Source organism: Pseudogulbenkiania ferrooxidans 2002 (genome assembly GCF_000174355.1).
Lineage (GTDB): Bacteria > Pseudomonadota > Gammaproteobacteria > Burkholderiales > Chromobacteriaceae > Pseudogulbenkiania > Pseudogulbenkiania ferrooxidans.
Window position 1 is genome coordinate 149,559 of record NZ_ACIS01000007.1, and the last position, 22,152, is coordinate 171,710.

21 protein-coding genes are annotated in these 22,152 nt (G+C 67.6%); 17 read left to right on the forward strand and 4 right to left on the reverse strand.

Annotated features, from left to right (window positions below; genetic code table 11):
• Window positions 1–5 precede the first annotated feature (5 nt).
• From murD to FURADRAFT_RS13435, 12 genes are all read left to right on the forward strand, one after another.
• On the forward strand, window positions 6–1,373 hold the full coding sequence (gene murD / locus FURADRAFT_RS13380) for a UDP-N-acetylmuramoyl-L-alanine--D-glutamate ligase (RefSeq protein ID WP_008954701.1): 1,368 nt from the start codon (window positions 6–8) through the stop codon (window positions 1,371–1,373).
• Complete coding sequence (gene ftsW, locus FURADRAFT_RS13385) at window positions 1,370–2,527, forward strand: putative lipid II flippase FtsW (protein WP_008954702.1); 1,158 nt, start codon at window positions 1,370–1,372, stop codon at window positions 2,525–2,527. The genes murD and ftsW overlap by 4 nt, the downstream gene beginning before the upstream one ends.
• A 182-nt stretch (window positions 2,528–2,709) precedes the next feature.
• Window positions 2,710–3,780: an undecaprenyldiphospho-muramoylpentapeptide beta-N-acetylglucosaminyltransferase gene (murG, locus tag FURADRAFT_RS13390; RefSeq protein ID WP_236261589.1), complete on the forward strand. Its 1,071-nt coding sequence runs from the start codon at window positions 2,710–2,712 to the stop codon at window positions 3,778–3,780.
• Window positions 3,781–3,823: 43 nt separating this feature from the next.
• A complete protein-coding gene (murC, locus tag FURADRAFT_RS13395; protein WP_008954704.1) occupies window positions 3,824–5,215 on the forward strand; it encodes a UDP-N-acetylmuramate--L-alanine ligase in 1,392 nt (463 codons plus the stop codon).
• A 53-nt stretch (window positions 5,216–5,268) separates the two neighbouring features.
• A complete protein-coding gene (locus tag FURADRAFT_RS13400) occupies window positions 5,269–6,180 on the forward strand; it encodes a D-alanine--D-alanine ligase (protein ID WP_008954705.1) in 912 nt (303 codons plus the stop codon).
• Entirely contained in the window at window positions 6,170–6,898 is a 729-nt protein-coding gene (locus tag FURADRAFT_RS13405) for a cell division protein FtsQ/DivIB (RefSeq protein ID WP_008954706.1), read from the forward strand. Before FURADRAFT_RS13400 ends, FURADRAFT_RS13405 begins: the two co-directional genes overlap by 11 nt.
• 42 nt (window positions 6,899–6,940) lie before the next feature.
• On the forward strand, window positions 6,941–8,155 hold the full coding sequence (gene ftsA / locus FURADRAFT_RS13410) for a cell division protein FtsA (RefSeq protein WP_201441956.1): 1,215 nt from the start codon (window positions 6,941–6,943) through the stop codon (window positions 8,153–8,155).
• Window positions 8,156–8,266: 111 nt separating this feature from the next.
• The gene (gene ftsZ / locus FURADRAFT_RS13415; RefSeq protein WP_008954708.1) at window positions 8,267–9,457 is read left to right on the forward strand and encodes a cell division protein FtsZ; all 1,191 of its coding nucleotides are present in this window, start codon (window positions 8,267–8,269) and stop codon (window positions 9,455–9,457) included.
• Between the two features lie 100 nt (window positions 9,458–9,557).
• Window positions 9,558–10,469 carry a UDP-3-O-acyl-N-acetylglucosamine deacetylase gene (gene lpxC / locus FURADRAFT_RS13420; protein WP_040652947.1) on the forward strand — a complete coding sequence of 304 codons (912 nt, stop codon included), beginning with the start codon at window positions 9,558–9,560 and terminating at the stop codon, window positions 10,467–10,469.
• 34 nt (window positions 10,470–10,503) lie between these two features.
• On the forward strand, window positions 10,504–10,686 hold the full coding sequence (locus FURADRAFT_RS13425; protein ID WP_008954710.1) for a hypothetical protein: 183 nt from the start codon (window positions 10,504–10,506) through the stop codon (window positions 10,684–10,686).
• A 233-nt stretch (window positions 10,687–10,919) separates the two neighbouring features.
• Window positions 10,920–11,393: a cyclic pyranopterin monophosphate synthase MoaC gene (moaC, locus tag FURADRAFT_RS13430; protein ID WP_008954711.1), complete on the forward strand. Its 474-nt coding sequence runs from the start codon at window positions 10,920–10,922 to the stop codon at window positions 11,391–11,393.
• A gap of 1 nt (window position 11,394) precedes the next feature.
• A complete protein-coding gene (locus FURADRAFT_RS13435; RefSeq protein ID WP_008954712.1) occupies window positions 11,395–12,096 on the forward strand; it encodes a ParB-like protein in 702 nt (233 codons plus the stop codon).
• A gap of 45 nt (window positions 12,097–12,141) precedes the next feature.
• On the opposite strand, the gene FURADRAFT_RS13440 is transcribed toward FURADRAFT_RS13435, so the two are convergent.
• From FURADRAFT_RS13440 to FURADRAFT_RS13450, 3 genes are all read right to left on the reverse strand, one after another.
• Entirely contained in the window at window positions 12,142–13,029 is an 888-nt protein-coding gene (locus tag FURADRAFT_RS13440) for a DMT family transporter (protein WP_008954713.1), read from the reverse strand.
• 74 nt (window positions 13,030–13,103) lie between these two features.
• Window positions 13,104–13,619, reverse strand: a complete 516-nt coding sequence (locus FURADRAFT_RS13445; RefSeq protein WP_008954714.1) for a CNP1-like family protein — start codon at window positions 13,617–13,619, stop codon at window positions 13,104–13,106.
• Entirely contained in the window at window positions 13,616–14,395 is a 780-nt protein-coding gene (locus FURADRAFT_RS13450) for an NRDE family protein (RefSeq protein ID WP_008954715.1), read from the reverse strand. Before FURADRAFT_RS13450 ends, FURADRAFT_RS13445 begins: the two co-directional genes overlap by 4 nt.
• A gap of 127 nt (window positions 14,396–14,522) precedes the next feature.
• Between FURADRAFT_RS13450 and FURADRAFT_RS13455 the strand changes: the two genes are divergently transcribed.
• The 5 genes from FURADRAFT_RS13455 (at window position 14,523) to FURADRAFT_RS13475 (ending at window position 21,164) form a co-directional block, all read left to right on the forward strand.
• Window positions 14,523–14,753: a sulfurtransferase TusA family protein gene (locus tag FURADRAFT_RS13455; RefSeq protein WP_008954716.1), complete on the forward strand. Its 231-nt coding sequence runs from the start codon at window positions 14,523–14,525 to the stop codon at window positions 14,751–14,753.
• Between the two features lie 102 nt (window positions 14,754–14,855).
• Window positions 14,856–15,884 carry a dihydroorotase gene (pyrC, locus tag FURADRAFT_RS13460; RefSeq protein WP_008954717.1) on the forward strand — a complete coding sequence of 343 codons (1,029 nt, stop codon included), beginning with the start codon at window positions 14,856–14,858 and terminating at the stop codon, window positions 15,882–15,884.
• 275 nt (window positions 15,885–16,159) lie between these two features.
• Window positions 16,160–17,254 (forward strand): efflux RND transporter periplasmic adaptor subunit, encoded by a 1,095-nt coding sequence (locus FURADRAFT_RS13465; RefSeq protein WP_008954718.1) that lies wholly within the window; start codon window positions 16,160–16,162, stop codon window positions 17,252–17,254.
• A gap of 5 nt (window positions 17,255–17,259) precedes the next feature.
• Window positions 17,260–20,292, forward strand: a complete 3,033-nt coding sequence (locus FURADRAFT_RS13470; protein ID WP_008954719.1) for an efflux RND transporter permease subunit — start codon at window positions 17,260–17,262, stop codon at window positions 20,290–20,292.
• A gap of 125 nt (window positions 20,293–20,417) precedes the next feature.
• A complete protein-coding gene (locus FURADRAFT_RS13475; RefSeq protein WP_008954720.1) occupies window positions 20,418–21,164 on the forward strand; it encodes a substrate-binding periplasmic protein in 747 nt (248 codons plus the stop codon).
• 12 nt (window positions 21,165–21,176) lie between these two features.
• On the opposite strand, the gene FURADRAFT_RS13480 is transcribed toward FURADRAFT_RS13475, so the two are convergent.
• The gene (locus FURADRAFT_RS13480; protein ID WP_008954721.1) at window positions 21,177–21,959 is read right to left on the reverse strand and encodes a tRNA threonylcarbamoyladenosine dehydratase; all 783 of its coding nucleotides are present in this window, start codon (window positions 21,957–21,959) and stop codon (window positions 21,177–21,179) included.
• Window positions 21,960–22,152 lie beyond the last annotated feature (193 nt).

A 22,152-nucleotide genomic window follows, 5' to 3' on the forward strand; every position in this document is an offset into this window, starting at 1 on the left:
CGAAGATGCGCTTCGCCAACCGTCACATCGTCGTCGTCGGGCTCGGAGACACCGGGTTGTCCGCCGCGCGCTGGCTTGCCGCGCACGGCGCGACGGTCACCGTAGCCGACAGCCGTGACAACCCGCCCAACGCCGCGACCCTGGCCGAAAGCCTGCCCGGCGTGGCGCTGAAGACCGGCGCCTTCGACGCGACGACGTTTGCCGGCGCCGAGATGCTGGTGGTGAGCCCAGGCGTGGCGGTGGCTACCCCGGCGATCGCCGCGTTCCGCCGTGCCGGTGGCGAGGTGGTGGGGGACGTGGAACTGTTCGCGCGCGCCATCGCCGGCTCGGGCAGCAAGGTCATCGCCATCACCGGTTCCAACGGCAAGAGCACCGTCACCAGCCTGGTCGGCCACCTGTGCCGTCAGGCCGGGCTCGACACCGTGCTGGCCGGCAACATCGGCCTGCCGGTGCTGGATGCCCTGGGCGAGCGCGAGGCCAGCGGCAAGCGCCCGGACGTGTGGGTGCTGGAACTGTCGAGTTTCCAGCTGGAAACCACCACCAGCCTGAATGCCGACGCCGCCACCGTGCTCAACATCTCCGAGGACCACCTCGACCGCTACGCCGACCTGCTCGACTACGCCCATAGCAAGACCGCGGTGTTCAACGGCCGCGGCGTGCAGGTGCTGAACCGCGACGACGCGCTGGTGCGCGCCATGGTGCGTCCCGGCCATGCCCAACGCTGGTTCTCGCTGAAAGAGACGGCCGACTACGCGCTGCGCCAGGACGCCGGGCGTTACTGGCTGACCGTCGCCGGCGAGGCGGTGTTCGACTGCGCCGAGATGAGCCTGCAGGGCCTGCACAACGCTGCCAACGCGCTCGCCGCGCTGGCGCTCACCGAGGCCATCGGCCTGCCGCGCGCGGCGCTGCTGGAGGGACTCAAGACGTTCACGGGCCTGGCGCACCGCGTCGAGTTTGTCGCCGAGGTGCACGGCGTGCGCTACATCGATGACTCCAAGGGCACCAACGTCGGCGCCACCGAGGCCGCGCTCAACGGCATGACCCGGCCGGTGGTGCTGATCGCCGGCGGCGACGGCAAGGGCCAGGATTTTTCGCCGCTGAAGCCGGCGTGCGCGCGCATCGCCCGCGCCGTGCTGCTGATCGGCCGTGACGCCGGCAAGATTCGCGCCGTGCTGGAAGGGCTGCCGCTGCCGATAGTCGACTGCGCCACGCTGGAAGAGGCCACGCGCGAAGCCGCCAGGTTGGCCGAAGCCGGTGACGTGGTGCTGCTGTCGCCGGCCTGCGCCAGCCTCGACATGTTCAAGAACTACGCCCACCGCGCCCAGGTGTTCATCGACGGCGTGCGCGCGCTGCAAGCGGGGAACGCCGCATGATCGGCAACAGCGCCCGCCGTTACGCCCCCATCACGCCGTTCGACGAGGCGTTGGGGTGGGCGATCGCGTTGCTGCTGTCGATCAGCCTGGTGATGGTGTACTCGGCGTCGATCGCCTACGCCGAGGCGGATGCGGCGACGCAGAACCGCTATTTCTACCTGATCCGCCACATGATCTTCATGGGCATCGGGCTGACCGGCGCCTACGCGGTGTTCCAGTTCCCGACCGCGTTCTGGCAGAAGTACGCCGGCAAGGTGTTCATCATCGGCGTGGTGCTGCTGGTGCTGGTGCTGATTCCCGGCATCGGCCGCGTGGTGAACGGGGCGCGGCGCTGGATCGGGCTGTTCGTCATCAATCTGCAGCCGTCCGAGGTGATGAAGCTCGCCACCGTGCTGTACGTGGCCGACTACACGGTGCGCAAGTCGCACAAGCTGCACAGCCTGAAGGAAGGCTTCGCCCCGGTGTTCGGCGCCATGGTGGTGGTGGCCTTCCTGCTGTTGCGCGAGCCGGACTTCGGCGCGCTGATGGTGGTGATGAGCATCGCCATGGGGCTGTTGTTCCTGGGCGGCATCAATATGCGCATCTTCACCGGCCTGGCCGCCATGGCGGTGGTGGCGGTGGCGACGCTGATCATCACCTCGCCGTACCGGCTCAAGCGCGTGCTGGGTTTTCTCGACCCGTGGGACGATCCCTACGGCAAGGGCTACCAGTTGTCGCACTCGCTGATCGCCTTCGGCCGCGGCGAATGGTTCGGGGTGGGGCTGGGCGGCAGCGTGGAGAAGCTGTTCTACCTGCCCGAGGCGCATACCGACTTCATCATGGCGGTGATCGCCGAGGAATTCGGTTTTGCCGGCCTGCTGGTGGTGCTCGGGCTCTACGCCTGGATCGTGCGGCGCGCTTTCCACATCGGCGTGGAGTCGAAGAAGCTGGAGCGCTATTACCAGGCGCTGGTGGCGCAGGGCATCGGCATCTGGCTCGGCATCCAGACCTTTTTCAACATCGGCGTGAACATGGGGCTGTTGCCGACCAAGGGCCTGACCCTGCCGCTGATGTCGTTCGGCGGTTCGGCGATGCTGCTCAACATGGCGGCACTGGCGATCCTGCTGCGCGTGGATTGGGAAAACAGGCGAATCATGAGGGGCTATAAGGTTTAGTCCTTCATGAAGCCACGCCAGAGGCGTGGCCAGGTACGAAGCACCGTGTTCGCCTGTTTCTGCGGAGCCCCGTAAGGGGCACAGCTAAAACCGCCGGATTAGGTGGGGCTAGAAGGTTAGTCCTGCCTGCATGACGAAATGACGAAAGGTTGGCCGAAGGCCGGCCGGAAACAAGAAAGACGATGACGAAGCGAACGGTAATGGTGATGGCCGGCGGCACCGGGGGGCATATCTTCCCGGGCTTGGCCGTGGCGCACGAACTGCAGGCGCGCGGCTGGACGGTGTTCTGGCTCGGCGCCAGCGGCGGCATGGAAAGCCGCCTGGTGCCGCAGCACGGCTTCGCCATCGAGACGGTGAAGATTGGCGGCGTGCGCGGCAACGGCCTCAAGCGCTGGCTGCTGCTGCCGTTCACGTTGACGGCGGCGCTGGCCAAGACGCTGGCGGTGATCTTCCGCCGCCGGCCGGACATCGCGGTGGGCTTCGGCGGCTACACCGGCTTCCCCGGCGGGCTGATGAGCCGCTTCCTGTGGAAGCCGCTGGTGATCCACGAGCAGAACTCGGTGGCCGGCCTGACCAACAAACTGCTGGCGCGCATCGCCAACCGTACCTTGTTCGCCTTCCCCGGCGCGTTTCCCGGGCCGGACGGGCTGGTCGGCAACCCGGTGCGAGCCGAGATCGCCAAGGTGCCGGCGCCGGAGCCACGCTTTGCCGGCCGCAGCGGTCCGCTGCGCGTGCTGGTGGTCGGCGGCAGCCTCGGCGCCAAGGTGTTCAACGACACCCTGCCGCAGGCGCTGGCGCTGATCCCGGCCGAACGGCGGCCGCAGGTGGTGCACCAGGCCGGCGCCAAGCAGATCGAGGCGCTGAAGGACAACTATGCCAAGGCCGGGGTGAGCGCCGATTGCCGCGCCTTCATCGACGACATGGCGGCCGAGTACGCCGCCGCCGACCTGGTGATCTGCCGTGCCGGCGCGCTGACCGTGGCCGAGCTGGCCGCGGTCGGGGTGGGCAGCGTGCTGGTGCCGTATCCGCACGCGGTGGACGACCACCAGACCGGCAATGCGCGTTACCTGGCCGACGCGGGCGCGGCGCGGCTGCTGCCGCAAAGCGAACTCAGCGTCGCCGGCCTGGCGGAACTGTTGACGCAACTGACGCGCGAGGACTGTCTGGCGATGGCCAGGAAGGCGCGCCAACTGGCCATCGTCGATGCGGCACAGCGCGTCGCCGACGTGTGCGAAGCCCTGGTACAAGAATGACCGGCCGTTTTCTGGTGAAAGCGGCCCTGACAAGCGAGCAGCAATGAAACACAGAGTCAAACACATTCATTTCGTCGGCATCGGTGGTGTCGGCATGTGCGGCATCGCCGAGGTGCTGCTGAACCTCGGCTACACCGTGTCCGGCTCCGACATGGCGGAGAGCGCCGCCACCAAGCGCCTGGTGGCGCAGGGCGCCGTGGTGCATTTCGGCCATGACGCCGCCTACATGCAGGGCGCCGACGTGGTGGTGACCTCGACCGCGGTCAAGGCCGACAACCCGGAAGTGGTCGAAGCCAAGGCACGCCATATCCCGGTGATTCCGCGCGCCATGATGCTGGCCGAGCTGATGCGCTTCAAGCAGGGCATCGCCATCGCCGGCACCCACGGCAAGACCACCACCACCAGCCTCACCGCCTCGGTGCTGGCGGCGGCCGGGCTCGACCCGACCTTCGTCATCGGCGGCAAGCTGACCGCCGCCGGTACCAACGCCAAGCTGGGCTCGGGCGAATTTCTGGTGGCCGAGGCCGACGAGTCGGACGCCTCGTTCCTGCACCTGGCCCCGGTGATGGCGGTGGTGACCAACATCGACGCCGACCACATGGACACCTACGAGCACAGCTTCGACAAGCTGAAGCAGGCCTTCGTCGACTTCCTGCACCGCCTGCCGTTTTATGGCCGCGCCGTGCTGTGCCTCGACGACGCCAACGTGCGCGAGATCCTGCCGCGCGTCACCAAGCCGGTGACCACCTACGGGTTCTCCGACGATGCCGACGTGCAGGCCGCCAACGTGCGCGCCGTGGGCGGCCAGATGCACTTCGACGTGGTGGCCAGGAACGGCAATCAGCTGCATTTCCCGGTGGTGCTCAACCTGCCGGGGCGGCACAACGTGCTGAACGCGCTGTCGGCCATCGCCATCGGCCTGGAATGCGGCGCCGACGTGGCATCGATCCAGCAGGGGCTGGCTGAATTCGCCGGCGTCGGCCGGCGCTTCCAGCGCTACGGCGAGGTGGCCTGTCCGTCCGGCGGCCACTTCACCCTGGTCGACGACTATGGCCACCACCCGGTGGAAATGGCCGCCACGCTGGCGGCGGTGCGCGGCGCCTTCCCGGCCCAGCGCCTGGTGCTGGCGTTCCAGCCGCACCGTTACACCCGCACCCGCGACCTGTTCGAGGATTTCGTCAAGGTGCTGTCGACGGTGGACGTGCTGCTGCTGTCGGAGGTCTATGCCGCCGGCGAGACCCCCATCGTCGCCGCCGACGGCCGCGCGCTGGCCCGTGCCGTGCGCGTCACCGGCAAGGTCGAGCCCTTGTTCATCGAGGCCATCGCCGACCTGCCGCAGGTCATCCTCGACACGGTGCAAGACGGCGACGTGGTGATCACCATGGGAGCCGGCTCGATCGGCGCGGTACCGGGCAAGCTCGCGGCTCAGGCTTGATCGGACCAAGGTATAAAGATGCCCGCCGAGCAGCGGGCGCAGAAGGATAGACGATGAAGCAGTACGGAAAAGTGGCAGTGATGATGGGTGGCACCTCGGCCGAGCGCGAGGTGTCGCTGATGAGCGGCGGCGGGGTGCTCAAGGCGCTGCAGAGCCAGGGCGTGGACGCGCACGCCTTCGACCCGGCCGAGAAGCCGCTCGCCGCGCTGAAGGACGAGGGATTCGAGCGCGTGTTCATCGCGCTGCATGGCCCGTTCGGCGAGGACGGCACGCTGCAGGGCGCGCTCGAGACCATGGGCATGCCGTACACCGGCTGTGGCGTGATGGCGTCGGCCATCGGCATGGACAAGTGGCGCACCAAGCTGCTGTGGCAGGGTGCCGGGCTGCCGATTCCGGCCTTCGTGCTGCTCGCCGACGACAGCAATTTCGCCGCGGTGGAAGCCCAGCTCGGCCTGCCGCTGTTCGTCAAGCCGGCCACCGAGGGTTCCAGCATCGGCGTCACCAAGGTGAAGCATCCGGGCGAATTGCGTGCCGCCTACGAAGAGGCGCGCCGCTACGACAAGCTGGTGATCGCCGAGGCCTTCGTCGGCGGCGGCGAGTACACCTGCGCCATCATCGGCGACAAGGCGCTGCCGACCATCAAGATCGAACCGGCTACCGAGTTCTACGACTACCAGGCCAAGTATTTCCGCGACGACACGGTGTACCGCTGCCCGTCCGGCCTGAGTGCGGAGGTGGAGCTGCGCGCGCGCGAACTGGCGCTGACCGCGTTCAAGGTGCTGGGCGGGCGCGGCTGGGGCCGGGTGGATTTCCTGATGGACGAGGCGGGCGGCATCTACCTGCTCGAGGTGAACACCTCGCCCGGCATGACCAGCCACAGCCTGGTGCCGATGGCGGCGCGGGTGGAAGGCTTGAGTTACGAGGAGCTGTGTCTGGCAATTCTGGACATGGCCCATGTGGGATAACCACCGGGCACTCAGGACCCTGGCGAATCTGCTGCTGGGGAGCTCGGTGATGATGGTGCTGTACGCCGCCGGATTCTGGCTCACCCATTCACCGGTGTTTCCGGTGAAGAAGATCCAGATCCAGGGCCAGATGAAGAGGGTGACGCCGGAGCAGTTGCGTTATATCGCCGAGCACGAGTTGCTGGGCACGTTCTTCACACTGAACATCGACAAGACCCGTGCCGCCTTCGGCAAGCTGCCGTGGGTGCGCGAGGCGCAGGTGCGGCGGCAGTGGCCGGACACGCTGCAGATCGAGGTCGAGGAACATGTGGCGATCGCGCGCTGGGGCGAGAACGGCCTGGTGAACAGCCGCGGCGAGTGGTTCGACGCCGCCAGCGACCAGCCGTTGCCGGTGTTGTACGGCCCCGCCGGGGCGCAGAAGGACATGGTCGCCATGCTGGCGGCGCTCAAGCCGGTGTTGCAGCCGGCCGGCCTCAAGCCGCAGCGGCTGTGGCTGTCGCCGCGCCGGGCATGGCGGGTGGAGTTGGATAACGGGGTGCAGGTGGAACTGGGACGCGGCGACGTGGAAAAGCGCGCCGGCCTGTTCGCCACCCACTGGAAGGGAACGCTGGCCGCGCTGCCGTACCACATCGAGAGCGTGGACATGCGTTATCCCAATGGATTCGCCGTGCGGATGCCCGATTACAAGGCACCGCCGGCTCACGGACAGAAGCAATAGCAGTTGGAGCGACAGGTGAGCAAACCGAAAGAAAGCAAGAACATGCTGGTTGGCCTCGACATCGGCACGTCGAAGATCGTGGCGATCGTCGCGGAAGTCCTTGAGGACGGACAGCTCAACATCATCGGCATGGGGCAGACGCCGTCGCGCGGTCTGAAGCGCGGCATGGTGGTCAACATCGAATCCACCGTGCAGGCCATCCAGCGCGCGCTGGAAGAGGCCGAGCTGATGGCCGACTGCAAGATCCACGAGGTGTTTACCGGCATCGCCGGCAGCCACATCAAGAGCGTCAACTCGCACGGCATGGTGGCGATCAAGGACCGCGAGGTGATGCAGATGGACATCGACCGCGTGATCGAAACCGCACGCGCGGTGACCATCCCGCCGGACCATCAGGTGCTGCACATCCTGACCCAGGAATACAGCATCGACGGCCAGGAAGGCGTGCGCGAGCCCTTGGGCATGAGCGGCGTGCGCCTGGAAGCCAAGGTGCACATCGTCACCGGCGCGGTGTCGGCGGCGCAGAACGTCACCAAGTGCGTGCGGCGCTGCGGCCTGGAAACCTCCGACCTGGTGCTGCAGCCGATGGCCTCGGCGCTGGCGGTGCTGTCCGAGGACGAGAAGGACCTGGGTGTGTGCCTGATCGACATCGGCGGCGGCACCACCGACATCGCGGTGTACGCCAACGGCGCCATCCGGCACACCGCGGTGATCCCGATCGCTGGCGACCAGATCACCAACGACATCGCCATGGCCTTGCGCACCCCGACCAAGGAGGCCGAGGACATCAAGATCCAGCACGGCGTGGCGCTGGTCAGCCTGGCCGATCCGGGCCAGATGATCGAGGTGCCGGGAGTGGGCGAGCGCGGACCGCGCCAGATGTCGCGCTCGACCCTGGCCGAAGTGATTGAGCCGCGCGTCGAGGAACTCTTTCAATTGGTGCAGCAGGAACTGCGCCGCAGCGGTTTCGAGGAAATGCTGTCGTCCGGCATGGTGCTGACCGGCGGCGCCAGCCTGATGCCGGGCATGGTCGAGTTGGCCGAAGAGGTATTCCACCTGCCGGTGCGCATCGGCGTGCCGAAGTACGTCGGCGGCCTGGCCGAGGTGGTGAAGACGCCGCGCTTCTCCACCGGGGTCGGCCTGCTGCTGCACGGCAAGGAGCAGATTCACAGCAGTTACGTGGGAAGCAAGACCGAGTCCGCCGGGCTGGGTCAGATGATCTCGCGCATGAAGGCATGGTTTGCCGGCAACTTCTAAGGGCCTGGCCACGTGTGCCGACTGCGGGTCGGCGCGTGGCGGGGCGGGCCGGTGCAGTACGGGCAAGCAGTAAATCGTTTGGGTTAGCTCATCTTTATTGAGGAGAGGGAAATGAGCACGATGGTATTCGAAGTAATGCAGGAGACCGCCCAAGAGGCTGTCATCAAAGTCATCGGGGTCGGCGGCGGCGGATGCAACGCCATCGACAACATGATCGACAACAACGTGCGCGGCGTCGAGTTCATCTGCGCCAACACCGACGCGCAGGCGCTCAAGCGCAACCGCGCTTCGCAGAAGCTGCAGCTGGGCAACAACCTGACCAAGGGTCTGGGCGCTGGCGCCAATCCGGAAGTGGGCCGCAGCGCCGCACTGGAAGACCGCGAGCGCATCGCCGAGATGCTGCGTGGGTCCAACATGGTGTTCGTCACCGCCGGCATGGGCGGCGGCACCGGCACCGGCGCGGCACCGGTGGTGGCCGAAGTGGCGCGCGAGCTGGGCATCCTCACCGTGGGCGTGGTGACGCGTCCGTTCGACCACGAGGGCAAGCGTCAGAAAGTGGCGCAGAACGGCATCGAGGACCTGAAGAAGCACGTCGACTCGCTGATCGTCATCCCCAACGAGAAGCTGATGGAAGTGCTGGGCGAAGACGTCACCATGCGCGAAGCGTTCCGCGCCGCCGACGACGTGCTCAAGGGTGCCGTGGCCGGCATCGCCGAAGTGATCACCTGCCCGGGCCTGATCAACGTCGACTTCGCCGACGTGCGTACTGTAATGGGCGAGATGGGCCTGGCGATGATGGGCTCCGCTTACGCCTCCGGCATCGACCGTGCCCGCGTCGCCGCGGAACAGGCCGTGGCCAGCCCGCTGCTCGACAACATCACGCTGGAAGGTGCGCGCGGCGTGCTGGTGAACATCTCCACCGCCCCGGGCTGCCTGAAGATGAGCGAATACCGCGAGATCATGGGCATCGTGCGTCATTACGCCGACGACGAGGCGCAGATCAAGTTCGGTACCGCCGAAGTGGAAGACATGCCGGAAGACACCATCCGCGTGACCCTGATCGCGACCGGCCTGGGCAGCGCCAAGAAGGCCGCCCCGCGCGAGGAGCGTCCGGAGTACATCAAGATCGTCAAGACCGGCACCGACGACCGCGTCGGCGACTCGCTGAACTACGACGACTTCGATACCCCGGCCATCATGCGCCAGCGCGGCCGTCGCACGCCGACCTCGACCGACTTCTCCAACCCGGAAGTGAGCGAGTCGTATGACATCCCGGCCTTCCTGCGCAAGCAGGCCGACTGATTGTCATAAGCTATCGATGTGGTCCGGGTAATCAATAAAGCTCAGCTTTTCGCTGTGCTAGAATGCTTGCGTCCGGATAGCAGGTAGGAAGTCACTGATGATATTGCAGCGCACGCTACGACAAGCGATTAGCGCCACGGGCGTCGGTTTGCATTCCGGCGAGCGGGTGAAGCTCAGCCTGCTGCCTGCCGCGCCCGACAGCGGGATCGTATTCCGTCGCACCGACTTGCCCGGGTCGGAAGACGTGAAGGTGGATCCCTCGCTGGTGAACGACACGCGCCTCTCCTCTACGCTGGTCACCCCGACCGGCGTGCGTGTCGGCACCATCGAACACCTGATGTCGGCCTTTGCCGGGCTCGGCATCGACAACCTGGTGGTGGAGGTGACCGCTGCGGAAATGCCCATCATGGACGGCTCCGCGGCCCCCTTCATCTACCTCTTGCAGTCCGCCGGCATCGTCGAGCAGGCGGTGCCCAAGCGCTTCATCCGGGTGCTGAAGCCGGTCGAAGTGCGCGACGGCGACAAGTGGGTGCGCCTCGAGCCGTACGACGGCTTCAAGGTCGAGCTCGCCATCGAGTTCAACCATCCGGCGTTCAACCGCGCGCCGCAGACGGTGGAGATCGATTTTTCCCGGCGCTCCTACATCGACGAAATCAGCCGTGCCCGCACCTTCGGCTTCATGCACGAGGTCGAGTACATGCGCCAGCACGGCCTGGGCCTGGGCGGCAGCCTCGACAACGCCATCGTCATCGACGACGAATACGTACTGAACCCGGAGGGCCTGCGCTTCCCGGACGAGTTCGTGCGCCACAAGATTCTCGACGCCATCGGCGACCTCTACATCGTCGGTCATCCGCTGATTGCGGCGTTCTCCGGGCGCAAGTCCGGCCACGCCCTCAACAACCAGCTGCTGCGTAGCCTGCTCGCCACCCCCGGCGCCTGGGAGTACGTCAGCTTCAGCGACCCCGCCGAGGTGCCGTCGAGCTTCCACCGCCTGCCCGAGGTGGTGTGATGGCGGCCCCGGCCTTGCGGAGCGGGCGCGGCTGATGCTGTGGGTGCTGCGCTTGTGGCTGTACGGCGCCATCCTGGTGCTGGGCTGGGCATTGATCAGCTACGCGCTGACGCGCAACCGCGACTACCTGCACCGCGCCGGCCGGCTGATCCGCTGGTCCGGCCTGTTGGCGGGGGCGATCACCTTCTTCTGGCTGATTGCGCGTTTCTTGCGCTAGCGCCACACTCTCGGCTCCAAGAGCCTGTTTACGATCTCGCGAGCTAGCGCGAGACAAGGCAAAAACGGCTGAGGAAGCGGCGTTTACCCGTGGTCAATGAGCCTTCCGAAGACGTTTTTAACGTCGTATCGCCGACGCGCAGCAGATCGTAAACAGGTTCTAACCGGCTGCGCCAAGCCTTCGGCCAACCTGGCCGCGCGCTGGCCAGCCCTTTCCATTCCCAGGAGACCCCCGTGTCCGAACTGACCCATTTCGACTCCCAGGGCCAGGCCCATATGGTGGACGTCGGCGCCAAGAGCGAGAGCCGCCGTCGTGCCGTGGCCGAGGGCGTGATTCGCATGCTGCCCGCCACCTTCGCGCTGATCCGCGACGGCGGCCACCAGAAGGGCGACGTGCTGGGCATCGCCCGTATCGCCGCCATCATGGCGTCCAAGCGCACCGCCGACCTGATTCCGCTGTGCCATCCCATCGCGCTGACCCGGGTCGGCACCGAGTTCACCCTGCTCGACGCGGAGTCGGCGGTGCGCCTCGAGGTGACCGCCGAAACCGTCGGCCGCACCGGCGTCGAGATGGAGGCGCTGACCGCGGTCAACGTCGGCCTCCTGACCATTTACGACATGTGCAAGGCGGTGGACCGCGGCATGGAAATCACCGGCGTGCGCCTGCTGGAAAAAGAGGGCGGCAAGTCGGGTCACTGGAAGGCGTGAGATGCGGCTGAAGATTCTGTTGCTGTGGCTGGCGCTGCTGGTCGCGGCACCGCTGGCCGCGGCGGAAGACGCCTGTACCCCCGACACGCCGGTAGGCACGGTGTGCCAGCTGGCGATCGCCGCGCTGCACCCGACCCAGCCCGGCATCGGCCTGCTGCAGGTGGAGCAGGACCTGGCCCATCTCGGCAAGAAGCCGCGCGCCAAGCTGCACAAGTACATGCTCAAGAAGCGCATTCCGGTGGTGATCGGGCCGGATGCCGGCTATTACCTGGTGGACGGCCATCACCTGACGCGCGAGCTGTGGACGCTGGGCCAGCGCGAGGTGCCGGTGGTGATCGAGGGGCGCTTAGAGAACCCGGCGACGTTCTGGCCCGAGATGCAGGCGCATCACTGGGCCTGGCTGGCCGACCAGCAGGGGAGGCCGGTGCTCCCCGAGACGCTGCCGCGTCGCATCCAGGACCTGCCCGATTATCCCTACCGTTCGCTGGCGGGGTTTGCCCAGCGTGCCGGGCTGTTCGACAAGCGCGACGAAGTCTATTTCGTCGAGTTCGCCTGGGCGCGTTACCTCGGCGAGCGGCTGCACTGGGCGCCGGTGACGCGCGCCACGCTGGCGCAGCGCCTGCGCGAAGCCAGCCGACTGGCGTGCCAGTCGGACGCCGCCGGCTTGCCGGGTTACCCCGGGCGGGCCTGTTCCCAGCCATGAGCAGGCCTGCCGCCCGGCTGCCGCGGCAGGCGGGCGGGGGCCGCCTCAGTCGTGCAGTTCGGTCAGTTCGGTGCGCTTGGGGTCGGCCTCGCGGCTGACCAGCAGCACCGCGCCCAGGATCAGCAGCCCGCCCAGCGCCTGCGACAGCCCGATCGGCTCGCCCAGCAGCCCCCAGGCCAGCAACAGGGTGACGACCGGCTCCACCGTGGAGACCAGCGAGGCGCGCGTCGCGCCGATTTTTTCCAGTCCGTTGAGAAACAAGGCCACCGCCGCCACGGTGCAGATCAGCGCCATCATCCCGATCGCCAGCCAGCCGCGCGCCGAGTGCGGCGGCCCCCAGCCCTGCCAGGTGCTCTGCAGCGCATAGCTGGCGGCGGCGGACAGGATCACCACGCAGGTCGCGGCGAGCGGGTGGGTGCCGGCGGTGAAGCGGCTGCCGATCAGGATGTAGCACGAATAGATCAGCGCCGCCCCCACGCCCAGCACCAGCCCGAGCGGGCGCGCCGAGAACTCCAGGCCGATGGTCACCGCGAGGCCGGACAGCGCCAGCAGCAGGGCGATCAGGCGCAGGGTGGTGAGGCGCTCGCCCAGCAGCATCGACAGCAGCAGCACCAGTACCGGGTAGAGGTAGAGCAGCAGCGCCACGGTGCCGGCCGAGGCATGGTTGAGCGCGTTGAAGTAGCACGCCGACATGCCGGCGTAGCCCACCGCGCCCATCACGATCAGCGCCAGCAGCGGACGGCCGGTCGGCCAAGGCAGGCGTTGCAGCGCCACCCAGGGCAGCAGCACCAGGCCGGCGATGACGAAGCGCAGCAGCAGCAGGGTGGTGGTGGAGGTACCGTCGGCGTAGGCGAAACGGGCCAGGATGGCCATGGTGCCGAAGGCGACGGCGGAAAGCAGGACCTGGATCAGGCCGATCAGCGAGGGAGGCATCGGGGCAGCACGGGGGAAACAACGATCCCGCCATGCTGCCGGTTTTTCAGCGTGCTGTCATGTGGCCGGCCGGCTCAGCGCCACGGCGCCTTGCGCATCAGCACCACCGCTTCCTCGGCCGTTTTGGGCGCCCAGTTGTCCTGACACAGGTTTTCGCGCAGGCGGCGATGCAGCAGATCGTCGTATTCGATGTTGCGCCATGCGGGTTTCATCGATTCGATCCAGCGCCGGTTCACGGTGTCGCCGAAGGCGTAGCTGCGAATCTGCTTCTGCCGGCACTGCAGGCCTTCCGCGCTGAGGTTGACCGCACCGGACGGGCTTACCACCTTGACGACGTAGCGCACCAGTTGCTCATCCGCCACGTTGACGCTCTTGGCATCGATGAAGTACTGGTTTTGCAGCGTATGGTGCACGAAGAAGCCTACCCAGTCGGCGTCGACCGGGTAGGCGGGCAGGGCGTACGCGCCTTCTTCCCATGCCGGCAGGTCGTCCAGGGCGTAGTTCGTGTTCGGGCGCTTGATTTCTCCCGCGCTGGCGCCGGCGGCAAGCGTGCCGGCGCTCAGCGCCAGCAACGTGATCAGTCGTTTCAAAGGGGTCTCCTGGGGGACTGGAGCGGGCGCAGGCTGTAGTGCCGGCGTCCGGCCTCGCGGCCGGCCATGCTCCAGGTCAATTCCGAAAAGTGTACATCGCCGCGCCCGGCCACGGTCAACAGCATGGAGCTGCGCGTGCCGTAGTCGCGGTCATTAATGAAGATCGGGGCGAGCCGCTTTTCCATGGCCAGCCCGACCCCGCTGTTGGGCAGCTGCTCCACCGGCGGCATGTGGTCGTCGGCCAGCCAGCGGAAGGCCTCGGCCTCGGAGGGCGGGCGGGGCAGGCCGCGCAGGGCTTCGGCCAACCTTTGCGCCTTGGGCCAGGGCGTGTCCAGCGTGGCGTTGGACAGGGTGTGGATGCCGGGGGTGAGACGGGTGAGGCGTGCGCCGCGGCTGTGGAAGTGGTAGAGGTCGTCGAGTTGGCCGAACAGCAGGTTGAACGGGGCGTAGCGGCCGTGCTCGGCCTTGAGCCAGGCGGCGAACGCCAGCGCGCTGTCCTCGCCGGTGACGAAGCGTGCCACCAGTTCGCCGCGCGTGCGCTCGCCGCGGCGCGCCAGGCCCTCGCGGATATTGGTGATGGCGGCGAAGCGGCCGCGCTTGTCGAGCGCCAGCCAGCTGCCGCCCGCCTGCAGATCGCGTCCGCCCAGCGTGTCCGGGTGTTCCGGCGCCCACCAGTCGAGCGGCGCCGACGGGCGCGCGTAGTATTCGTCACGGTTGGCGAGCAGCACCAGCGGGCCGAGGGCGGGGGTCTTGTAGGCGAAGGCGATCAGGCACATGGCGGGAATCCGTAGCGGCGGGCACGGTGCCGAAGCGCTGGGTCCGGCGGAACCAGGCTTGGGGCCGTGCCCAACACGGCGTAAAATAAGCGGATTATTGTAACGTGAATGGCGCGGAGAAGCCGCTATGCAGCCAGACAGACTGATCGACCTTTCCGGACTGAATTGTCCGCTCCCCATCCTGCGCTCGAAGAAAGCCCTGGCCGAGATGGACAGCGGCACGGTGCTGGAAGTGATCGCCACCGATCCCGGGGCGCCCAAGGACTTCGAGGCGTTCTGTCGCCAGACCGGCAACGCGCTGCTGGCTTCGGAAACCACGGCGGAAGGCAAGTTCCGCATGGTGATCCGCCGCAAGTGAGCGTGCCGGGCGCAGGGGTTCTGCCCTGACGCCCCGTCGCTACCCTGAACCCCCCGCGTCCGGCGCCAGAGAAGGCCGGACCCGACCGAGAAAGACCTGCCCGTGAAGCTGACCCTGACCCGCCCCGATGACTGGCACCTGCACGTACGCGACGACGTCGCGCTGGCGGCGGTGCTGCCCGATACCTGTCGCCAGATGGGCCGCGCCATCATCATGCCCAACCTCAAGCCGCCGGTGACCACGGTGGAGGCCGCCGCCGCCTACCGCGAGCGCGTGCTCGCCGCGCGTCCCGCCGGCAGCGCCTTCGAGCCGCTGATGACGCTGTACCTGACCGACAACACCTCGGCCGAGGAAGTGCGCAAGGCCAAGGCCAGCGGCTTCGTGCACGGCGTCAAGCTGTACCCGGCCGGCGCCACCACCAACTCCGACGCCGGCGTCACCAGCATCGACAAGGCCATGCCGGCGCTCGAGGCGATGGCCGAGATCGGCCTGCCGCTCTTGGTGCACGGCGAAGTCACCGACCCGGCGGTGGACGTGTTCGACCGCGAGGCGGTGTTCATCGAGCGCGTGTTCCAGCCGCTGCTGGCGCGCCTGCCGCAGCTGAAGGTGGTGTTTGAGCACATCACCACCAAGGACGCCGCCGAGTACGTCGCCGCCGCGCCGGCCAATGTCGCCGCCACCATCACCGCGCATCACCTGCTGATGAACCGCAACGCCCTCTTCGTTGGCGGCATCCGTCCGCATCACTACTGCCTGCCGGTACTGAAGCGCGAACTGCATCGCCAGGCGCTGGTGAAGGCCGCCACCTCGGGCAGCGCCAAGTTCTTCCTCGGCACCGACAGTGCGCCGCACGCCCGCCACACCAAGGAGAGCAGCTGCGGCTGCGCCGGCATGTACACCGCCAACGCCGCCATCGAACTCTACGCCGAGGCGTTCGAGGCCGCCGATGCGCTGGACCAGCTGGAGGGTTTCGCCAGCTTCCACGGCCCGGCGTTCTACGGCCTGCCGCGCAACGCCGACACCATCACGCTGGTGAAGGAGAGCTGGACCGTGCCCGCCAGCCTGCCTTACGGCGACCAGGAACTGGTGCCGCTGCGTGCCGGCGAGAGCATCGGCTGGAAGCTGATCTAAGTTCTTTTCCCTCTTGATAACCCTTCTCGAGCGTAGCGAGGCTCCCTTGCAGGGCAAGGGCGGGGGGATTGGGAATGGATCGGGAGGCTGCGGAATCAACAACCTTAGTGGAGAGGCCCGGCTTTGCCGGGTCCTGTAAGAACGCATCAAAGCACTTTGCCAGCAGCCTGAAACCCGGACGTGTCCGGGTTTTTTTATGCCTGTCACGAGTGCAGCCGAAATGAACCATACTGTGCTTATCAATACCGGCAACTCACGTGGGGTGAGCATTCACGATGCGCGTTCGGGTTTATATGGCGCTGGCCTTGCTGCTGGCCGCTGCATGCGGCCGCGAGCCGGCGGGCAAGGCGGCGGGCGACGGCGACAAACCGGCGCTCAACATCAGCACGCTGACGGTGGTGCCGCGCGAGCTGGACGAGACGCTGCGCGTGTATGCGGAAGTCGAGGCCGCGGTGGCGCCGGAGGTGGCGGCCGAGGTCAGCGGGCAGGTCACCGCGGTGCTGGTGGAGGAAGGGCAGGCGGTGACGGCCGGCCAGCCGCTGGCGCGGCTGGATGCCGCCAATCTCGTCGATGCCCGGCGCATGGCCAATGCCGAGGTCGAACGCCTGCAGGCGCTGGTGATGCAGCAGATGTCGCAGGTCAAGCGCGACAGCATGCTGGTCGAGCGCGGCTTCATCTCGCCCTCGGCGATGGAGTCGTCGTCGTCGGCGCTGGCGGCGCTGCAGCAGCAGCTGGCCGCGGCCGAGGCGGCCGCCGCGATCAAGGCGCGCGACGCCGGCAAGGCGGTGATCGTGGCGCCGCTCTCCGGGCAACTGGAGGCGCGCCTGGTCAACGTCGGCGATTTCGTCGGCGTCGGCAAGGTCTTGTTCCGCATCAACGCCAGCGGCGCGCGCCGCGTCCGGCTGGCGGTCGGCGGCGAAGCCGGTCAGCGCCTGCAGCCCGGGCAGGCGCTGCGCCTGAGCGATGGCACGCGCCAGCGCGAGGTCAGGTTGAGCGAGGTGCGCGCCGGCTTCGACGTCGCCAGCCGCGCCCGCGTCGCCTACGCGCCGTTGCCGGGCGACACCGCGTGGCGTGTCGGCGATGCCCTCGACGGAGAGCTGACGTTGGCCGAAAAGACCGCGCTGGCGGTACCGCTGCCGGCGCTGGTCGAGCGGCCCAAGGGGGTGGTGGTGTACGTGGTGCAGAAGGGGAAGGCGCGCGAACGGGCCGTCGCCACCGGGCTGCAAGCCGGCGACTGGGTCGAGATCGTCTCCGGCCTCAAAGCGGGGGAGACGGTGGCGGTGGACGGCGCCGGATTCCTGAGCGACCAGGCCCGCGTCAAGCCGACGGGCACGGCTGACGCTCCGGCGCCAGCCTCGGGCGGAGGGTAAGCCAGGTGCGCCTGATCGAACTGTTCGTGCGGCGCCATGTGCTGGCCTTCGTGCTGTCGGCGGTGGTGGTGCTGTTCGGCGTGGTGGCCTACCAGCGCATCGGGGTGGACCGCTACCCGGCGATCGAGCAGCCGGTGCTGACCGTGAGCACCCGCCTGCCCGGCGCCTCGCCCGAGGTGATCGATCAGAGCGTGACCCAGGTCATCGAGGCCGCGGTCAACGGCATACCGGGTGTCGATATCCTGGATTCCACCTCCTACACCGGGCGTTCCTCGGTGACCATCCTGTTTGATCTCGACAAGGACATCAACGTCGCCTTCGCCGAGGTGCAGAGCAAGATCGAGCAGGTGCGGCGCAGCCTGCCCGAACAGGCGGAATCGCCGGTGATCAGCAAGACCGACGACAACGCCTCGCCGATCCTGTTCCTGGCGCTGACCGGCGACCGCACCGAGCGCGAGCTCTACCTGTTCGCCAACAACGTGCTGAAGAAGCAGCTGGAAACCATCGACGGCGTCGGCGAGGTCGGCATCCGCGGGCGGGGCGAGCGGGTGATCCGGGTCGAGCTCGACCCGGTGCAGCTGGCCGCCTACAAGCTGACCGCCAAGGAAGTGCAGACCGCCTTCGCGCGCGAACACCGCCAGGAAGCCGGCGGCTACCTCACCGACGGCCCGCGCGAATACCTGGTCGACCTCGACCAGGAATTCCACAGCGTGTCGGCGCTCAAGGGGCTGGTGATCGGCTGGTACGGCCAGGCGCCGGTCAAGCTGGGCGACGTGGCGCGGGTGATCGACGGCGAGGCCGACGTGCGCGCCCTGAGCCGTTTCAACCATCAGCCCTGCGTCACCATCGGCATCGTGCGCATCCCCAACACCAATACCGTGGCCATCGTCGATGCGGTGCTGAAGCGGCTCGACACCCAGATCCGGCCGACGCTGCCGCCCGGGCTGCGGCTCGACATCGCCGGCAACTCGGCCGACTTCATCCGCGAGATGGTGCGCGCGCTGCAGGAGCACCTGCTGGAAGGCACGCTGCTGGCGGCGCTGGTGGTGTGGGTGTTCCTGCGCAACTGGCGCGCCACGCTGATCGTGGCGCTGGCGATCCCGGTGTCGCTGCTGGGCGCCGTCGCGGTGATGTATTTCCTCGGCTATACCTTCAACGCCATTTCGCTGCTGGCGCTGCTGCTGCTGATCGGGGTGGTGGTGGACGACGCCATCGTGGTGCTGGAGGCGATCCACCGCCGCGAGGAAAACGGCGAGGACCCGGTGCCGGCGGCGATCCATGGCGCGCGCGAGGTGGTGTTCGCGGTGGTGGCCGCCACCCTGGCGCTGGTGGCGATCTTCCTGCCGGTGGTGTTCCTGTCGAGCACCGTCGGCCGCCTGTTCAACACCTTCGCCGTGGTGGTGTCGTGCGGGGTGCTGGTGTCGCTGCTGGTGGCGGTGACGCTGACGCCGATGTTGTGTTCGCGCTTTCTCAAGGCCCAGCCGCGCCACGGCCGGGTGTTCCGCGGTTTCGAGCAGGTGTTCGAGGGCCTGGAGCGGGTCTACAAGGTGATGTTGTCGTGGGCGCTCCATCACCCCTGGAGCGTGCTCGTCGCGGCCCTGCTGCTGGTGGTGGCCGGGCTGACCTCGCTGAGCCAGATCAAGGTCGAGTTCTATCCCAAGGAGGACGAGGGGCGCTTCCAGATGTCGGTGAAGGTCCCGGTCGGCGCGAGCCTGGCGTACAACGACGACCGTACCCGTCTGATCGAGAAAAAACTGGCCCAGATCCCCGAAGTGGACGCGGTGCTGGCGGTGGTCGGCGGCTTCAGCGGGCGCAACGCCTACGATACGCGCCTGGTGGTCAGGCTCAAGCCGCGCGCCGAACGGCGGCACAGCCAGGACGCGGTGATGAAGGAGGCGCGCAAGAAGGCGCGCAGCGTGCCGGGGGTCAAGGTCACCGCCTATCCCTACCCGCGCGCCGGGGAGAGCAGCGGCGGCCAGTTCAAGTTCAACGTGGTGGGGCCGAACCTGGACGAGGTCGGGCGGCTGGCGGACGATTTCGCCAACCACCTGGCGCGCTATCCGGCGCTCGGCAGCTTCGACCGCCGTGCCGAAAACCGCCTGCCGAAGCTGACGCTGGCGATACGGCACGAAGCGGCGGCGCGCGCCGGACTGTCCACGGCCGACCTGCTGGATGCGCTCAACCTGCTCACCAGCAGTGCCAAGATCGGCAATTTCTCCGACGGGGACGGCGAGCGCTACGAGGTGCGGCTGCAGGCCGCGGACTATGCCTTGAGCCGGCCGCAGGATCTGGAGGCGGTGTATCTGCGCAACGCCAGCGGCACGCTGGTGCCGCTCTCCAGCGTGGCGCAGGTGCAGCACCGTCTCGGCCCGACCCAGATCAGCCGCATGGGACAGATGTACTCGGTGGGGCTGGCCAGCTCGCCCGATCTGCCGCTGGCCGACGCCATGCAACTGGTGCGCCGCGAGGCGGCAACGTTCCTGCCGCCGGGCTACCGCATCGAGTTCCTCGACGAGGCGCGCGAGCTCGACCGCACCGGCGGCGAGCTGGTGTCGGTGTTCGTGCTGGCGTCGCTGATGCTCTACCTGATCCTCGCCGCCCAGTTCAACAGCTTCCGCCAGCCGGCCCTGATCATGTTGGCCGAACCGCTGGCGCTGGTGGGCGGCCTCTTGGCGCTGTGGCTGACGGGGCAGACCCTCAACGTCTACTCGGTGATCGGGCTGGTGTTGCTGATCGGGCTGGTGGCCAAGAACGGCATCCTGCTGGTGGACATCACCAACCAGTACCACGTGCAGGGGCTGACCGTGGACGAGGCCCTGCGCGTGAGCTGCCCGATCCGGCTGCGCCCGGTGCTGATGACCACGCTGACCGTGATCCTGGCGATGCTGCCCGCCGCGCTCGGCCTCTCCGCGGGAGCGGAAACCAACGGCCCGCTGGCGGTGGCGGTGATCGGTGGGCTGATCTTCTCCACGGTCCTGACGCTGTTGATCATTCCCTGCGGCTACCTGTTGCTGGAGCGGCATGGGCTGCGCCGCTGAGGCATGCCGGAGGGGGCGCCCCGGCTTTTGTATGCCGGACGCCACGTATTGCAGTTTGAAATGTGAAGCGTTCCCAAACACTGGCATGATGGCGGTGTCCAGGGTGTGGCGGAGAAACGTCGGGCATGAAAGCGAGTTGGTGCGTTTGGGTACTGCTGTGCGGGCTGTTTGCCGGACAGGCCGCGACCGCGGCCGAGTTGCACGTCGCGGTCGGTCTGGCCAAGCCGCCGTATGTGGAAGAGGGCGGGCAGAGCGGGATGGAAGTGGAGATCGTGCGCGCGGCCTTGCAACAGGCCGGTTTCAAGCCGGTGTTCGAGGTCTATCCGCAGGCGCGCGGGCTGATGCTGCTGCAAAGCGGCCGCGTCGACGCCATGCTGACGCTGGCGCCGGATACCCCGGTCGAGGCCTTTCGCTCGGCGCCGGTGTTGTATTACCGTAACCGCGCCATCGTGCTCAAGTCATCCGGCATCCGGCTGGAGCACCTCACCGACCTGGCGCGCTACAGCGTGGCGGGGTTTCAGAACGCCCGACTGCTGCTGGGTCCGGAGTTCACCGCGGTGATGGCCCGCCATCCGCGCTACGTCGAGCTTGCCGATCAGCAAATCCAGAACCGCCTGCTCTACCTGCACCGGGTCGAGGTGGTGGTGGGCGACAGCCTGGTGTTTCATCAGAATAATCGCGCGCTGGGGACGCGTCTCGACACCTCGGCGGAGCTGGCCGAGTTCGATCTCTTTCCGCCGTCGCCGCGCTCGGTCGGCTTCCTGCGCGAGGAGCAGCGCGACGCCTTCGATCGTGCACTGAAGGCGCTGCAGCGCAGTGGCGAGGTGGCGCGCATCGTGGCGCGCTACCGTGCCGCCTACGGTTTCGATTGAACGGTTTTGGGGTCAGCGCCGCGCTGGCTTGGCCAGCGCCTTCAGCGCGTGGGCGGCGGCGGCCAGGCCGAAGCTGGCGGTGACCGCCATGCTGGCGCCGAAGCCGGCACACGACAGCCCTTGCGGGCCGCGCTCGCCGAGGTCGCAGCTGGGCGCGTCGGGGTAGACCAGCTGTTCGGTGGAGAACACGCAGGGCACGTGCAGCTTCTTGCCCGGCTCGCGCGCGAAGCCGTGGCTGCGGCGCAGGTTGTAGCGCAGCTTGGCGAGCAGCGGGTCGTAGGTGACCTCGCCCAGGTCGGCGACGCGGATCTGCGTCGGGTCCATCTGGCCGCCGGCGCCGCCGGAGACGATGAAGGGCTGGCGCCGTTTCACGCACCACGCCGCCATGGCGGTCTTCACGCGCAGGTTGTCGATGGCGTCGATGACGAAGTCGTAGCCGCGCCCCAGCATGTCTTCCAGATTGCCTTCCTCGACGAACTCCTCGATCTCGACGACCTCGCACGCCGGGTTGATGGCGCGCACCCGTTCCGCCAGCACGGTGACCTTGGCGCGGCCGTAGTGCGGGTCGAGCGCCGGCAGCTGGCGGTTGGTGTTGGATTCGGCGACGTTGTCGAGATCGATCAGGGTCAGCTTGCCGACGGCGCTTCTGGCCAGCGCCTCGACGGCCCACGAGCCGACGCCGCCGACGCCGATCACGCAGACGTGGGCGTGGCGGAAGCGTTCCAGCGCCGCCGCGCCATAGAGGCGGGCGATGCCGCCAAAGCGGCGGTCGAGATCGGCATCGGACGGGTTCATCAACATCTCCGGCAAGGCGTCAAAGCGGCGAAGGATACTGCATGTGGAGTTGGTGGGCCAGCAGCTGGAGCCTGGTTCATTAGGCGGCTGCGGCTTTACATCTTGAGTGCCGGCAGACTGCGTGCGCATCTCTGATGCGCCCAGCGATGCGGAATCCTCATGTACTCCATGTACATTCCGGTTCCTGTGCGCT

Bases quoted from the DNA above. Each gene is read 5' to 3' on its own strand.
- murD (WP_008954701.1), top strand. From the start codon at position 6: ATGCGCTTCGCCAACCGTCACATCGTCGTCGTCGGGCTCGGAGACACC.
- ftsW (WP_008954702.1), top strand. From the start codon at position 1,370: ATGATCGGCAACAGCGCCCGCCGTTACGCCCCCATCACGCCGTTCGAC.
- murG (WP_236261589.1), top strand. From the start codon at position 2,710: ATGACGAAGCGAACGGTAATGGTGATGGCCGGCGGCACCGGGGGGCAT.
- murC (WP_008954704.1), top strand. From the start codon at position 3,824: ATGAAACACAGAGTCAAACACATTCATTTCGTCGGCATCGGTGGTGTC.
- FURADRAFT_RS13400 (WP_008954705.1), top strand. From the start codon at position 5,269: ATGAAGCAGTACGGAAAAGTGGCAGTGATGATGGGTGGCACCTCGGCC.
- FURADRAFT_RS13405 (WP_008954706.1), top strand. From the start codon at position 6,170: ATGTGGGATAACCACCGGGCACTCAGGACCCTGGCGAATCTGCTGCTG.
- ftsA (WP_201441956.1), top strand. From the start codon at position 6,941: ATGCTGGTTGGCCTCGACATCGGCACGTCGAAGATCGTGGCGATCGTC.
- ftsZ (WP_008954708.1), top strand. From the start codon at position 8,267: ATGAGCACGATGGTATTCGAAGTAATGCAGGAGACCGCCCAAGAGGCT.
- FURADRAFT_RS13425 (WP_008954710.1), top strand. From the start codon at position 10,504: ATGCTGTGGGTGCTGCGCTTGTGGCTGTACGGCGCCATCCTGGTGCTG.
- FURADRAFT_RS13435 (WP_008954712.1), top strand. From the start codon at position 11,395: ATGCGGCTGAAGATTCTGTTGCTGTGGCTGGCGCTGCTGGTCGCGGCA.
- FURADRAFT_RS13440 (WP_008954713.1), bottom strand. From the start codon at position 13,029: ATGCCTCCCTCGCTGATCGGCCTGATCCAGGTCCTGCTTTCCGCCGTC.
- FURADRAFT_RS13450 (WP_008954715.1), bottom strand. From the start codon at position 14,395: ATGTGCCTGATCGCCTTCGCCTACAAGACCCCCGCCCTCGGCCCGCTG.
- FURADRAFT_RS13455 (WP_008954716.1), top strand. From the start codon at position 14,523: ATGCAGCCAGACAGACTGATCGACCTTTCCGGACTGAATTGTCCGCTC.
- FURADRAFT_RS13465 (WP_008954718.1), top strand. From the start codon at position 16,160: ATGCGCGTTCGGGTTTATATGGCGCTGGCCTTGCTGCTGGCCGCTGCA.
- FURADRAFT_RS13475 (WP_008954720.1), top strand. From the start codon at position 20,418: ATGAAAGCGAGTTGGTGCGTTTGGGTACTGCTGTGCGGGCTGTTTGCC.
- FURADRAFT_RS13480 (WP_008954721.1), bottom strand. From the start codon at position 21,959: ATGAACCCGTCCGATGCCGATCTCGACCGCCGCTTTGGCGGCATCGCC.